We start from the raw sequence: 13310 nt of genomic DNA on the forward strand, positions 1-13310 counted from the left end.
AACGGGCAACCGGGCAACCGGACGGTGCCCTCGGTCACAGCTGGACCGATTTGATCTCCAGGTACTCTTCCAGGCCGAATTCGCCGAGCTCGCGCCCGAGTCCCGACTGCTTGTAGCCCCCGAAGGGGGCCAGCGGGTTGAACTGGCCGCCGTTGACGGCCACCTGGCCGGTGCGCAGTCGCCGCGCGACCGAGACCGCCTGCTCCTCGCTGCCCGCCCACACCGCGCCGGCCAGGCCGTACGGTGTGCCGTTGGCGATGGCGACGGCCTCCTCCTCGCCGCGGGTGTAGGGGATGATCGTCAGAACCGGGCCGAAGATCTCCTCCTGCTCGATCACCATCCCCGGCTCCACCCCGGCGAAGACGGTGGGCTCCACATAGAAGCCCCGCTCCAGGGGCCGGTCGGCGCCTCCGATGATCAGCCGGGCGCCTTCCTCCTGGCCCCGGTTGATGTAGCGGACGACCCGGTCGCGCTGCGTCGCGGAGACCAGCGGGCCGAGGCGGGTGAGCTCGTCGAAGGGGTCGCCGACGGTGTATTTCCCGGCGGCCTCGACGGCGAGACCGACGGCGTCGTCGTACTGGTCCCGGTGGACGATCATGCGGGTCCAGGCCGAGCAGGTCTGCCCCGAATTCAGGAAGGCGTTGGCCACCGTCACCTTGGCCGCCGCGGCCAGGTCGGCGTCCGGCAGGACCACGCTGGCCGACTTGCCGCCGAGCTCCAGGGCCACCCGCTTGATCGTCTCGGCCGCGAGCGAGGCGACCCGCCGCCCCGCTCGGGTGGAGCCGGTGAAGGACACCATGTCGACGTCGGGATGGGTGACCAAGGCCTCGCCCACCACCGGGCCGTACCCGCTCACCAGGTTGAACACCCCCGCGGGCAGCCCGACCTCGTCAAAGATCCCGGCCAGGGCGAAGGCCACCAGCGGCGCCACCTCGCTGGGCTTGAGCACCACCGTGCAGCCGGCGGCCAGCGCCGGGCCCACCTTGCACACGATCTGGTGAAGCGGATAGTTCCACGGCGTGATGGCGGCGACCACCCCGACCGGCTCGCGGAATATGCGGGAGTTGCCGATCCGGCCGCCCTCGAAGGCGTAGGTCTCGGCCAGCCGGGCGTAGGAGCTCAGCACCCCGGCCGGCATCAGCGTCTGCACCTTCATCGCCACGTTGTACGGCGCGCCCATGTCGGTGGTGATGATTCTGGCTATCTGGTCGGAGCGTTCACGTATCAGGTCGGCGGCCGCGTCAAGGATCTTGCCCCGCTCGGCGGAAGGTGTGCTCGACCACGAGGGCAGGGCGGCGCGGGCGGCGGCCACCGCGGCCTCGACGTCGGCGGGCGATCCCGCGGGCACCCTGTCGACCGTCTCCTCGGTCGCGGGGTTGACGACGTCGATGCTCTCGCCCGACGCCGACGGCCGCCAGGCTCCGTTCAGATAAAGGTGACGCATGGCTCTCATCCTTGCGTGCGGACTGTCATAAGGCGAGAGCCCAGCAGGTCAGGGGATGCCCGCTTAACTGCATGAAGATCGCAATTCAACCGGATGCGGCCCCTCACCGCGTCGGGCGCTCGGCCGCCCTCTGCGATGAGAGTACGGCGAAGCACGCGAGTAAACGATGAATTACCGACATCATTAAAAATTTGTAATATCCGGATAAGCGCGAGGCGATCGGCCCACGGTGCCTGCCCCGCCCCGATCGGACGCGCCGGGGCGGGACGAAGGCGCAGGTCAGTCGAAGATCGGCTCCCGGGTGCGGGAGCGCTTGAGCTCGAAGAAACCGTCGATGCCCGCCACCAGGCGAACGCCGTCCCAGAGCTTGCCCGCCTCCTCGCCCTTGGGCGCGGGCGAGATGACCGGGCCGAAGAACGCGACGCCCTCGACCGCGATCACCGGGGTGCCCACCTCCTGGCCGACCCGGCCGATGCCGTCGTCGTGCGAGGCGCGCAGAGCCTCGTCGAACTCCTCGGAGTCCATCGCGTCGGCGAACGCGCGCTCAAGCCCGGCGGCCTCCAGCGCCTCCTCGACGGTCTCGCGGAGCCTGTCGAGCTCCTTGAGCCTGCCCTGGTTGTGGAAACGGGTGCCGAGCTCGGTGTAGAGCCGGCCGACGGTCTCGGAGCCGTACTTCTCCTGCACGGCGGTGACCACGCGGACCGGGCCGATGGCCTTGGCGATCATCTCGCGGTAGGTCTCGGGCACATCCTTGTTCTCGTTGAGCACGTTGAGGCTCATGATGTGCCAGCGCGGCTCGATCGGCCGGATCTTCTCCACTTCCAGCAGCCACCGGGAGGTCATCCACGCGTACGGGCAGAAGGGGTCGAACCAGAGGTCGACCGGGGTGCGCTCAGTCATCTCTCAGCTTTCTGATCGTGAAGGTTCTTCACGTAGCGACAACCCATGGCACCGAGTTTCCTATTCCGCAGGGGGATTATTACCTTGCGGGGCCGCTTTGGCCTCCGGCGAAGCAATCAGCCCGTGTATTGACCTCCAAGGCGGCGATCTTCTGACTCGCATGGCAGGATTCAGGAATCCCTGCGCAACGGAGCGGGGGAAGTTGTGACGAGGGAGCGGTAGTGGCAGGCAATCTGACCCGTGACGAGGCCCGGGAGCGCGCACGTCTGCTCAGTGTGCAGTCATACGCGGTGGAGCTGGATCTGACCGAGGGCGAGGAGCGCTTCGAAAGCGTCACCACGGTCCGCTTCACCAGCGCTCAGGCGGGTGCGGAGACGTTCATCGACCTGGCCGGCGCCAGGGTGCGCAAGGCCGTACTGAACGGCGCCGAGCTGGACGTGAGCAGCTACGACCCGGAGACCGGCCGGTTGCCGCTACCGGGTTTGGCCGAGACCAACGAGCTGCGCATCGACGCCGACTGTTCTTACACGCGCACCGGCGAAGGCCTGCACCGTTTCGTCGACCCGGTCGACAAGAGCGTCTACCTGCACAGCCAGTTCGAGACGGCCGACGCCCACCGGATGTACGCCTGCTTCGACCAGCCCGATCTGAAGGCCACCTTCGAGCTGACCGTGCTCGCGCCCTCCTACTGGGAGGTCATCTCCAACGCGGCGCCCGACTCCGCCGAGGAGCTGGAGGAGCACCACGGCCGCCACGGCGCGCTCCAGGCCGCCAAGCGCTGGCACTTCCCCGCCACGCCGGTGATGTCGACCTACATCACCGCCCTGTGCGCCGGGCCGTACCACAAGGTGACCTCCGAGCACGACGGCATCCCGCTGGGCCTGTACTGCCGGGCCTCGCTCGCCGAGCACCTCGACGCCGACAACCTCTTCGAGATCACCCGGCAGGGCTTCGACTTCTTCCACAAGGTCTTCGGCGTCCGCTACCCGTTCGGGAAGTACGACCAGCTCTTCGTGCCCGAGTTCAACGCGGGCGCGATGGAGAACGCCGGCTGCGTGACCTTCCTGGAGGACTACGTCTTCCGGTCCCGCGTCACCGACGCGATCATCGAGCGCCGCGCCGAGACGATCCTGCACGAGATGGCGCACATGTGGTTCGGCGACCTGGTCACCATGCGCTGGTGGGACGACCTGTGGCTGAACGAGTCCTTCGCCACCTACGCCTCGGTGCTCTGCCAGGCCGAGGCCACCCGCTGGGGCCAGGGCGCGTGGACGACCTTCGCCAACGTGGAGAAGGCCTGGGCCTACCGCCAGGACCAGCTGCCCTCGACGCACCCGATCGCCGCCGACATCGTCGACATGCACGCGGTCGAGGTCAACTTCGACGGCATCACCTACGCCAAGGGCGCCTCGGTGCTCAAGCAGCTCGTCGCCTACGTGGGACTGGACAACTTCCTGGCCGGTGTCCGCGACTACTTCAACGAGCACGCCTGGGGCAACACCACGCTCGCGGACCTGCTCGGGGCGCTGGAGCGCACCTCGGGCCGCGACCTGTCCTCCTGGTCCAAGGAGTGGCTGGAGACCTCCTGGGTCAACACGCTGCGCCCGTCGTTCACCACCGACGCGCAGGGCCGCTTCCTGACGTTCGACGTGCTGCAGGAGGCACCGGCCGACTACCCGACGCTGCGCTCGCACCGCGTCGCCGTCGGCCTGTACTCCCTGCAGGGCGACGCGCTGGTCCGCACCAAGCGGGTCGAGCTCGACGTGGTCGGCGCGCGCACGGCGGTGGCCGAGCTGGTCGGCGAGGTCCAGCCGGACCTGGTCCTGATCAATGACGACGACCTGACCTACGCCAAGGTCCGGCTCGACGAGCGCTCGCTGCAGACGCTGGTCAACGGCGGCATCGCCAAGTTCACCGAGTCCCTGCCGCGCGCCCTGTGCTGGTCGGCCGCCTGGGACATGACCCGTGACGCCGAGATGTCCACCCACGACTACGTCGCCCTGGTCAACTCCGGCATCGCGTCGATCAAGGACATCACCGTCACCCAGACCGTGCTCCGTCAGGCCCGCCTGGCCGTTCAGCAGTACGCCGACCCGGCCTGGCGCGCCCAGGGCCTGGCCCTGCTGGCCTCCTCGCTGCGCTCCCTGGTCGCGGCGGCCGAGCCCGGCTCCGACCACCAGCTCGCCTACGTCAACGCCCTGTGCGCGGTGGCGACCTCCGCCGAGGACCTCGCCTTCATCAAGGGCCTGCTGGACGGCTCGGCCGTGCTCGACGGCCTGACCGTCGACACCGACCTGCGGTGGACGCTGGTCCACTCTCTGGTCTCCGGCGGCGTGCTGGGCGAGGAGGCCATCGCCGAGGAGCTCCTGCGCGACCCCACGGCCACCGGCGAGCGCTCCGCCGCGCTGTCGCGCGCCGCGATCCCGACGGCCAGCGGCAAGGCGAAGGCCTGGGCCGTGATGACCGAGGGCAAGCTGAGCGGCGCCCTGCTCCGCTCGACGATCATCGGTTTCATGGACCCGCACCACCCGGACCTGCTGGAGCCGTACGCCGAGAAGTATTTCGAGGAGATCGGCCGGATCTGGAAGACCTGGACCTTCGACAGCGCCCAGAGCTTCGCGAACGGCTGTTTCCCCGCCCTGGCCATCTCCCCGCGGACCGTCGCCAGGACCCAGGACCTCATCTCGGCCGAGCAGCCTCCGCACGCCCTCAAGCGCCTGCTGCTGGAGGGCGCCGACGGCATCAGCCGCGCCCTGCGCGCACAGGCCAAGGACACCTCGGCGGCCTGATCCCGCCCGGCCCGGACGCCCCTCGCCGTCACGGCGAGGGGCGTCCGTGTGTCTCCAGCAACCTCAGGTGCCCGGCCGTCACGAGATCGTGCCGCAGCGCCAGCGAGACGAGCGCGGCGCGCTGCCAGTCGGACTTGCCGGGCTGTTCGGGGGACTTCACGCGGAGTTTCACCCGGGCGAGGTAGTCGATGTGGAAGTTGACCGCCGAACGGCCGAGGCCCAGGTGGGCGAGGCGGGAGATGATCTCCGGAACGGTCGGGATCACGGTGGAGAGCGGGTCGCGCAGGCGGGGCTCGCAGAGAGCGACCAGCACCAGGAAATACTTGGCGGTGACGTCCAAGGGGAAGGCCAGCACGGTCTCCTGCCCCTCGCGGGGCGCGTCGGGGTGCAGCAGCACGTGCTCGGGGGCGAACACCAGGAAGGACGCCGACTCGGCGGGCAGACGGACCCTGGCCAGCTCGAAGGGGATCGGGGCCCGCACGCGCCCGGCGGGCACCTTGACGAACTCGCCGCCCCCTTCGGGGTTGTCCACCACGTAGGTCGCCGAGCGGCTCAGGTTGGAGATCATCCAGTAGTCGTCCACCGCGTCGATCCGGCCCGCCAGCCGGGAGACCGCGGGGTCGGCCAGCACCAGGTCCGCCGTTCCCCTGCCGAAGGTGACGTGCTCGCCCGGGGCGACCCGCAGCACATGCTCATCCCGCTGGACGATGATCCCTGAAACCTTACAGATACCCACGGTGACGATCCTTTCGCAAACTGTGAGCAGGCACAGAGATTAACGAGAAAGGAAACACGGATGCGCATCACCGCAGTCGCCACCGCGCTCCTCGCCGGAGCGGCGATCATGGCCGCCGCTCCGGCCGTCCACGCCGAGACCAAGTACTGGGTGGACACCCACAGCACCGCGACGGGCTTCTACCACGGGGGATTCCTCTACGCCGGCACCAACTACGTGTTCTGCAAGCGCTGGGGCGACCGGGTGGGCAACGACCGGGAGTACAACCACTGGTGGCTGCTGACCGACATGGACACCGGCGGCCGCGACTACGTCTCGGCGTACTATCTCAGCCGCTGGGGCAACGACGAGGCCAAGGACAACGGGGGTGCGGAGATCCCCAACTGCTGACAGAAAGTCACGGACAGGCGACGATGGGTGAATGGAAGTCCCCCTCAAGATCGGCCGCTACCGCGTCGAGCGGCTCCTGGGTCAGGGTGCGTTCGCCACGGTGTGGCTCGCGCACGACGACGATCTGAACGCCCCCGTCGCCGTCAAGGTTCTGGCCGCGCACTGGGCGGACCACCAGCGGATACGCCGGCGGTTCGCCCAGGAGGCCCGGATGATCCGCCGGGCGGAGTCGCCGCACGTGGTGCAGGTGCACGACATCGGCGCGCTGCCCGACGGGCGGCCGTTCTTCGTGATGGGCCACGCCGACCGCGGCACCCTGCGTGAGCGGCTGGCCGGCGGGCCCGCACCGCTCGCCGAGGCGGTGCGCCAGATCCTGGAGATCGCGGCCGGTGTGGCCACCCTCCACGATCACGGCATCGTCCATCGGGATTTGAAACCCGCCAACATTCTGATCCGCTCCCTGCCTGACGGCGGAGAGCGGCTGATCGTGGCCGACCTGGGCATCGCCGGGGATCTGGCGCAGACCTCCGGCCTCACCCTGCCGGGCGGCACCCCCGGCTACACGGCGCCCGAACAGCTACGGCACGGCTCCCCGACCGACGAGCGCGCCGACGTCTACGGCCTGGCCGCGCTGGCCCACCACCTGATCACCGGCGAGCCGCCCGGCCGGTCACCGGACCCGATCCCCTCCCCCGCCGGCGCGGTCCTCACCCGCGCCCTGGCCGATGACCGCGACCAGCGCTGGCCGGACATCCGGACCTTCGCCGCGGCGCTGGCCGAGGCCACCGGCGAGCCCGCGCCGCCGCCGGCGCCGCCCGCCAGACCCGCACGGGCGGCCAGACGCGCGCTGGCAGCGCTGGTGGCGGTCGCGGCCCTGGCCGCGGGTGGCCTCACGCTGGCCGTACTGCGCGACGGCAGGCAGCAGTACGAGCGCTGGTTCCGGGCCGGCGCCGACATCCCCGAGGAGTACCGGGCCGCGATCGCGGAGGCCGGCACCTGGTGTACCGACGTGCCGGGGCTGAGCCCCGCACTGATCGCCGCCATGCTCAGAGCCGAGAGCGGATTCGACCGCGAGCTCGCCGACGACGCCGCCCACGAGTACGGCATCGCCCGGTGGACGCCGGACGTCCTGGAGCCCTACCTGCCCGCCAGCTACTCGCGCTCGCCGATGGCGGGCGCGCTCGACCCCGAGGTGGCCATCCCGGCGATGGGGCGCTACCTGTGCACGGTCGGCCCCAAGGTGCGTGACGTGCCGGGCGACCCCGCGCTCAACCTCGTGGGCGTCTACCGCAGTTCGGCCACCACGGTACGGCAGGCGGGCGGCGTCCCGGCGAAGTGGCTCCGGCACGCCGAACGGGTCCGCGCCTATCTGGAGGCCTACCGGCCCCGGTAGTGCTTTGTCAGGTGGTCAGGGCGGTCATTGCCGGCAGGTGGGGCATCGGCCCGTCCAGGTGGCCGGCAGGGCCTGGAACTCTTTGAGGATCATGTAGAGCGTCAGGCCGCCCCGGGCCGCTTTCGGGCCGTTCAACCGCATCCACAAGACCGGGAAGAAATCGGCCCTCCTGGTGCAAGCCCACGAAGGGTTCGCATCTCCCGAAGGATGTCATCGAGGACGCGGGTCACCTCGCGCACAGCGTCGAGTCGTCTACGGGCCGAAGGGCATTGCGGGGCCTCCGTCCCATAGCAGTGCCAGCCCCCACCACACACCTATGCCGAGTGCCGCGCCGAGCAGAAGTGCCATCACGATCAGTTTCACAAGGGCGCGGCGGGGAGTCATATCGGATGAGACGCGGTGCGAACGTGCGAAGTTCGCCTCTGCCGTCCACCAGCGGGTCGAGCGGGCCGGCCCCTGGCGCCCGGCGAGCTGAGCCGGCGGTCTCGCGAAGCTGTGCGATGAGCTCCCGGGACTCGAACCGGGCCGCCCGCCCCGGGCCGGATCGGCGACCATGCGGTTGAAGCCGCCACGTCGCACGGCGAATCCTCCTCGATCAGTTGTTCCGAAGCCGTAGGGAGAGTGCGGTGAGCCAGGCCGAGATGAGCACCGCGCCGGCGGCGAAGCGCAGGCTGGCGCTGTCCTCGCCCCACGGCGGCACCGTCAGTACGAAGGCGGCGAGGCTGGCGGCGAGGCTGACGGAAGGCCCGCCGGACGCCGATCGCGAAGGCGCACGCCAGCAGGCCCGTGAGCGCGAAGTTGGCGCTCTGCAGCCAGCCGAGGTCGCCGAGCGCGAGGGCGCTCAGCGCGTGCCGCCGCAGGTCGAATCCGGTCCGGGTGAAGGCCTGCGCAAAGGACACGACGGGAAAGAGGAACCCGGCGACCGCACCGCGGCCCAGCAGTACCGCGCTCTGACCGTGAGCACCGGCGCTCTCGACCGCCCCGCCGGCAGGTCGCCCGCACCGCTCGCGGCTTCAAGACGGGCGCTTGCGGGTTCGTGGCGGAAGGTCGTGGGTCCTGAGCCGGAGAGCGTTGCTTCGGGCTCGATGGTCGTTGGCTCGGGTCGGCCGGTCGTGCGTCCGGTGGTCGTGAGTCCGCTGGTCGCGGCTTCGGGTCCGCCGGTCGTGCGTCCGGAGGGGGCGGAGGGGGAGGTCATGGTGGTCCTTTCACGTCACGGGTCGTCGCATGGGGTGCGGCGGGCTTGCACGTACGGCAAGCCCGCGAGCGACGTACGGCATTGCTACGAACGAGACGTGGCCGGATGGACAGCCGCCGGCGAAATTCCTCAGGATTCTTCGACGACGGCAAGGCGGCGCCGGAGGTGGGCTCGCTCGGGCTCGCTCCCCGCCACCTCAAGTGCCGCCCGGTAGGCGGCGGCGGACTCGTGAAGGCGGCCGAGCCGGTGCAGCAGGTCGGCGCGCGCGACCAGATGGGGGTGGTAGTCGTGCAGCCGCGGCTCGCCGGCGAGCTCGTCGAGCAGCACCAGCTCGCCGTCAGGGCCGGTACGGGCCTCGCGCCGGGCGTGGGTCAGCAGCATCAGCGCCGGCAGCCCGGCGACCTCCCGCTCGGCGGGCAGCAGCCGGCGCAGGATCCGGGCCAGCCGGATCGCCTCCTCGGCGAGGTCGAGCCCCTGCAGGTCGGGACCCGAGCTGGCCGCGTAGCCCTCGGTGCAGATCGAGTAGATCACCTGGAGCACGCCGGGCAACCGCTCGGGCAGCTCGTCCGCGCCGGGCACGCGGAACGGGATGCGGGCCTCGCGAATCTTCTTCTTCGCCCGGACGATCCGCTTGGCCATCGTCGCCACCGGCACCAGGTAAGCCCGCGCCACCTCGGGCGTGGGTCTCGGCGTACGGTCCGTCGGTCACGGTCCGCGCGCCGTCCCTGCCGACGCGCACGGTCGTGGCGGTCACCAGATCGGCCAGGGACTCGCCGGAGACCCAGATGCCGGCCTCCCGCACGTTCTTGTCGTAGGCCATCCAGTTCTCGGTGGTGCACTCGTCGTCGTCCTGGTCGGCGATGCCGGCGTTGATCAGCAGCATGTATTTCACGGTCTTGCCTTTCGTGGTGTTCGTCGTACGGCAGGGCCGCCGCACGCCATCACCACGAACGGACCCCGGCCGGATGGACACGACCTCCCCGATATTTTTCTCTCACGCGGATGAAGAGCCGCGTGGGCACCTCGATGGCGGCTCCGCACGAAGCCGGCGCCCCCGACGCGGCCCGAGATCACAAAAGTGCGAGGGGTGCGGCGGCGATGACGGCGTCGAGCAGGTCACGCGAGGTCTGCAGCTCCTCGATCGCGCGGTCGATGCGTTCGCGCTGACGCTGCAGGTCGTCGATCACCTCGGGGCAGACGGGTACCAGGTTCCCGGACTTGACCCGCACGCAGGGCAGTACCAGGGCGATGGTGTCGGTGTTCAGCCCGGCCGACAGCAGGCGGCGAATGCGCAGGACGGTGTCGATATCCGACTCCTGGTAGTAGCGGTAGCCGCTGGGCGCGCGTTCCGGCCAGAGCAGGCCCTGCTGCTCGTAATAACGCAGCAATCGCTCATGAACCCCGGTGCGACGCGACAGCTCCCCGATCCGCACAACGCCTCCATCTGACTCTGACATGGATGTCAGAGCTTAACTTCCCGGCATGAAAAAGACGTTTCCGATGCTGGCCGCTCTGTGCGTGAGCGTCTTCGTCGTCGGCACCGCCGAGTTCCTGGTCGCGGGGCTGTTGCCGCAGATCGGCGCCGATCTGCGAATCTTCGTCGCCGTCGCCGGGCAAGCGGTGACCGCCTACGCGCTCGGCACAGTGATCGCCGGACCGCTGGTGGCGATACTCACCGTGCGGCTGCCGCGTAAGGGCCTCATGCTCTTTCTGATGGCGGTCTTCGTCGCGGGCGGCGTGGTGAGCGCGCTGGCACCGAACTATCCGGTGTTGCTGGCCGGGCGGGTCATCTCGTCGATCAGCCATGCCACGTTCTTCGCGCTGGCGCTGATCGTGGCCACCACCACGGTCGCGCCCGGGCGGGCCGGATCCGCGATCGCCGCGGTGACCTCCGGGTTGGCCGTGGCCGGCCTGCTCGGCGTGCCGCTGGGCTCGATGCTCGGGCAGGATCTGGGCTGGCGTTTCCCCTTCGCCGTGCTGGCCGCGCTGGCGCTGGCCTGCCTGGCGCTGCTCGCGTTCGCGCTGCCGCGCATCCCGGCTCAGCCCACCGAAGTGGCCGCCGAGCTCTCGGTGCTGGCCCGGCGGCCGGTGCTGGTGTCCATCGCCACCACGGCCGTCGGGTTCGCCGGGATCGGTGCGGTGTTCACCTACGTGGCGCCGATGCTGACCCAGGTGACCGGATTCACCTCGCCCATGGTCTCGCTGCTGTTGCTGGCCTATGGGGCGGGCAGCCTGCTGGGCAACCTCATCGCCGGACGGCTCGCCGACCGGGCCGTCGGGGCGACGCTGCGCGGCGTCTTCGCATGCTTGACGGTGCTGCTGGCGGTGATGCCGCTGGCCGTAGTGCACAAGCCGGCGGCGGCCGCGGTAATGGGGCTCGGACTGCTGGCCACCGCCACGATCGCGCCACTGCAGACCCTGATCCTGCAACGCGCGGGTGCCGCCCCGACCCTGGCGGTCACGGTCAACGTGGCCGCGTTCATGCTGGCCCACGCGGTCGGCTCGGTGATCGGTGCCGGCGTCGTCACCGTCGCGGGACTGCGCTGGACGGGCCTGGCCGGAGCGGTGCTCAGCGCCGCCGGGCTGCTGCTATCCTACCTGGCCGTGCCCCGCCGTACGGCCGCCACTGCCCGATGGTTGCAAAAATAGGCTCTATCTGCGGAAATGAGTCACACTACCCCTCTGTCCAGATAGCGCCCCCTCTGGCACTCACGTGCCATGAGAAGGTTGCCAAGTGGAATCGGCACGTGATCTGCTCGTCTCCCTGGCCCGGAGACACGCCTTCGGCGACCTGAGGGCACTCGCACCGGAGGTCGTCGGGGACGCGGAGGCCATCGAGGCGGTGTGCGAGTTCGGGCAGCGGCTGCTCTCGCTCGACGCGGAGGACTTCGCCGTCGAGGCTCGGGCCGTACCCGCCGACATGCGACGCCGGGCGCGGGCCTGCACCATGCCGCAGACCCCGCGGGAGCAGCCGCGCGGCGCGCTGGAGTCGCTGCGGCCGGCCTACGGGCTGCTGCTGGAGGTGATCGCGGTCCGGTGGCACCGGCGCGAGCTGAGTCCCATGGTCGCCGCCATCCACATCGCCAGCGAGTACCTCCCGCTGCTCGCCTTCGAGCCGGTGCTCGGCAACGCGGGCGATCCGGCGCGCTGGCCGCAGGGCCTCAGCGCACCGGGCAGCAGGTTCGGTGTGATCGGCGACCGCGAGTGCGACCATACGAAGTCCGAGCAGTCGGCCGCCAACCGGACCCTGCGGGTGGCCGGGGAGCCGGCCGAGGGCTGGCGGGCCTACTTCGACCGGCAGCACAGCCAGGTGGCAGGCGCGCTGGCCACCTGCGTGGCCGGTTGCCGCAACCCCTGCACCGCGATGGACTGGGTGGAGGAGAGCCACCGCGAGGATCTCGCCACGCGCGCCCGGGTGGCGCTGACCTTCGCCGACACTCCCCTGGTGCGGCTGCGCCACGCGGCGCCGGTGGGCCATGGGTTCGGCGTGCCCTCTCCGGAGGAGGTCCTCGACGCCTGGGAGCGCAGCCGGACGATCCTGGGCAAGAACGAGGTGGGCGCCGAGGCCACCAGGGACGACGGATTCCCCCTGCCCGGCCTGCCCAGCCTCTTCTCCGCGGTCGCCGCCGCGCCCGTGACCCCTTCGACGCTGCTGACCGACATCGCCGCCCATCTGGTGAAGCTGCTGCGGGTCTGACTAGGCGGACCCGCCGCAGACCCCGGGCGGGACGCAGGGGCCCGCCGCGGGCGTCGGCAGGATGGCCGGAGCCATCGGCCTGCCGAAGAAGTCCCACGACGTCATGGCCTGGCCGATGACCACCGAGACCAGGCAGCAGGCGACCGAGACCACCAGCAGGATCACCGCCCTGCGGACGTAGCGCCTCTTGGCGTCCGCGACGGCGCTGAGCCGCCTGATCCGCAGCACCAGCCGATCGGCCCGGAGCCGGGTGTCCTGGCCGGCCAGGCGTTGTCTCAGCTCGGCGAGCGCGCTACGGGCGAAGGCGCCGGCCCGGGAGTCGTCCACCGGTGAGTCCGCGGGCGGCGGCCCGTCGGCGTGCACGCGGCCGGCGTAGGAACGGCGGCGCTCCACCGTCTGCCCGGCCAGCCGCGCGCTACGGGGATAAAGGGTGCCGACGAGCATCAGGATCCCCATCACGCAGAAGAAGACGCCGGCCCACCAGAGCCACTCCACCTGGCTGGGCAGATCGCCCGGCCGCCACCGGTTGCCCAGCACCACGCCGAGGACGGCCGCCGCGAGCAGGACGGCGGCCTTGCGGTTCACCCTGCCGATGTCGTCGCGCACGTCGGCGAGGACCGCCACGATGTAGGAGAGGGCCTCGTCTCGCCCCCGGCTCACCGTGCCCTCCCCGGAAACCGGCACGGTTTCTTCCTCGGATTTCTTGAATTCCTCGGAGAGCCGGCCGGCCAGCGTGTCGCGCACGATCCTCAGCACTACCCGATTA

Annotated in this window: 11 protein-coding genes and 1 pseudogene; 5 read left to right on the top strand and 7 right to left on the bottom strand. The window is 70.4% G+C overall.

Annotation, left to right across the window (positions count from 1 at the left end; all coding sequences use genetic code 11):
* Positions 1 to 34: 34 nt before the first annotated feature.
* Both ACQPYK_RS37800 and ACQPYK_RS37805 read right to left on the bottom strand, forming a co-directional pair.
* Positions 35 to 1444 (bottom strand): aldehyde dehydrogenase family protein, encoded by a 1410-nt coding sequence (locus ACQPYK_RS37800; RefSeq protein WP_433242289.1) that lies wholly within the window; start codon positions 1442 to 1444, stop codon positions 35 to 37.
* A 279-nt stretch (positions 1445 to 1723) separates the two neighbouring features.
* A complete protein-coding gene (locus ACQPYK_RS37805) occupies positions 1724 to 2344 on the bottom strand; it encodes a mycothiol-dependent nitroreductase Rv2466c family protein (protein ID WP_433242292.1) in 621 nt (206 codons plus the stop codon).
* A gap of 221 nt (positions 2345 to 2565) precedes the next feature.
* On the opposite strand from ACQPYK_RS37805, the gene pepN reads away from it, so the two are divergent.
* Positions 2566 to 5133, top strand: a complete 2568-nt coding sequence (pepN, locus tag ACQPYK_RS37810) for an aminopeptidase N (protein WP_433242295.1) — start codon at positions 2566 to 2568, stop codon at positions 5131 to 5133.
* A 28-nt stretch (positions 5134 to 5161) separates the two neighbouring features.
* Here pepN and ACQPYK_RS37815 read toward each other — a convergent pair whose 3' ends face one another.
* A complete protein-coding gene (locus ACQPYK_RS37815) occupies positions 5162 to 5869 on the bottom strand; it encodes a winged helix-turn-helix domain-containing protein (protein WP_433242298.1) in 708 nt (235 codons plus the stop codon).
* A gap of 60 nt (positions 5870 to 5929) precedes the next feature.
* On the opposite strand from ACQPYK_RS37815, the gene ACQPYK_RS37820 reads away from it, so the two are divergent.
* Positions 5930 to 6259, top strand: coding sequence for a hypothetical protein (locus ACQPYK_RS37820; protein ID WP_433242301.1), 330 nt, complete (start codon positions 5930 to 5932; stop codon positions 6257 to 6259).
* A 31-nt stretch (positions 6260 to 6290) separates the two neighbouring features.
* The gene (locus ACQPYK_RS37825; RefSeq protein WP_433242304.1) at positions 6291 to 7652 is read left to right on the top strand and encodes a serine/threonine-protein kinase; all 1362 of its coding nucleotides are present in this window, start codon (positions 6291 to 6293) and stop codon (positions 7650 to 7652) included.
* A 740-nt stretch (positions 7653 to 8392) separates the two neighbouring features.
* On the opposite strand, the pseudogene ACQPYK_RS37830 reads toward ACQPYK_RS37825, so the two are convergent.
* From ACQPYK_RS37830 to ACQPYK_RS37840, 3 genes and pseudogenes are all read right to left on the bottom strand, one after another.
* Positions 8393 to 8593: pseudogene (locus ACQPYK_RS37830) on the bottom strand (DUF998 domain-containing protein); the annotation flags it as partial.
* A 383-nt stretch (positions 8594 to 8976) separates the two neighbouring features.
* The gene (locus ACQPYK_RS37835; protein WP_433242307.1) at positions 8977 to 9519 is read right to left on the bottom strand and encodes a DUF6596 domain-containing protein; all 543 of its coding nucleotides are present in this window, start codon (positions 9517 to 9519) and stop codon (positions 8977 to 8979) included.
* 398 nt (positions 9520 to 9917) lie between these two features.
* Complete coding sequence (locus ACQPYK_RS37840; RefSeq protein WP_433242310.1) at positions 9918 to 10280, bottom strand: MerR family transcriptional regulator; 363 nt, start codon at positions 10278 to 10280, stop codon at positions 9918 to 9920.
* Between the two features lie 49 nt (positions 10281 to 10329).
* On the opposite strand from ACQPYK_RS37840, the gene ACQPYK_RS37845 reads away from it, so the two are divergent.
* Positions 10330 to 11496 (top strand): MFS transporter, encoded by a 1167-nt coding sequence (locus tag ACQPYK_RS37845; protein ID WP_433242313.1) that lies wholly within the window; start codon positions 10330 to 10332, stop codon positions 11494 to 11496.
* An 85-nt stretch (positions 11497 to 11581) separates the two neighbouring features.
* Positions 11582 to 12544 (top strand): hypothetical protein, encoded by a 963-nt coding sequence (locus ACQPYK_RS37850; RefSeq protein ID WP_433242316.1) that lies wholly within the window; start codon positions 11582 to 11584, stop codon positions 12542 to 12544.
* On the opposite strand, the gene ACQPYK_RS37855 is transcribed toward ACQPYK_RS37850, so the two are convergent.
* A complete protein-coding gene (locus tag ACQPYK_RS37855) occupies positions 12545 to 13300 on the bottom strand; it encodes a Pycsar system effector family protein (RefSeq protein ID WP_433242319.1) in 756 nt (251 codons plus the stop codon).
* Positions 13301 to 13310 lie beyond the last annotated feature (10 nt).

Origin of the sequence: Streptosporangium sp. CA-135522, assembly GCF_050949235.1 — a bacterium.
In the GTDB taxonomy this organism is placed as follows: domain Bacteria; phylum Actinomycetota; class Actinomycetes; order Streptosporangiales; family Streptosporangiaceae; genus Streptosporangium.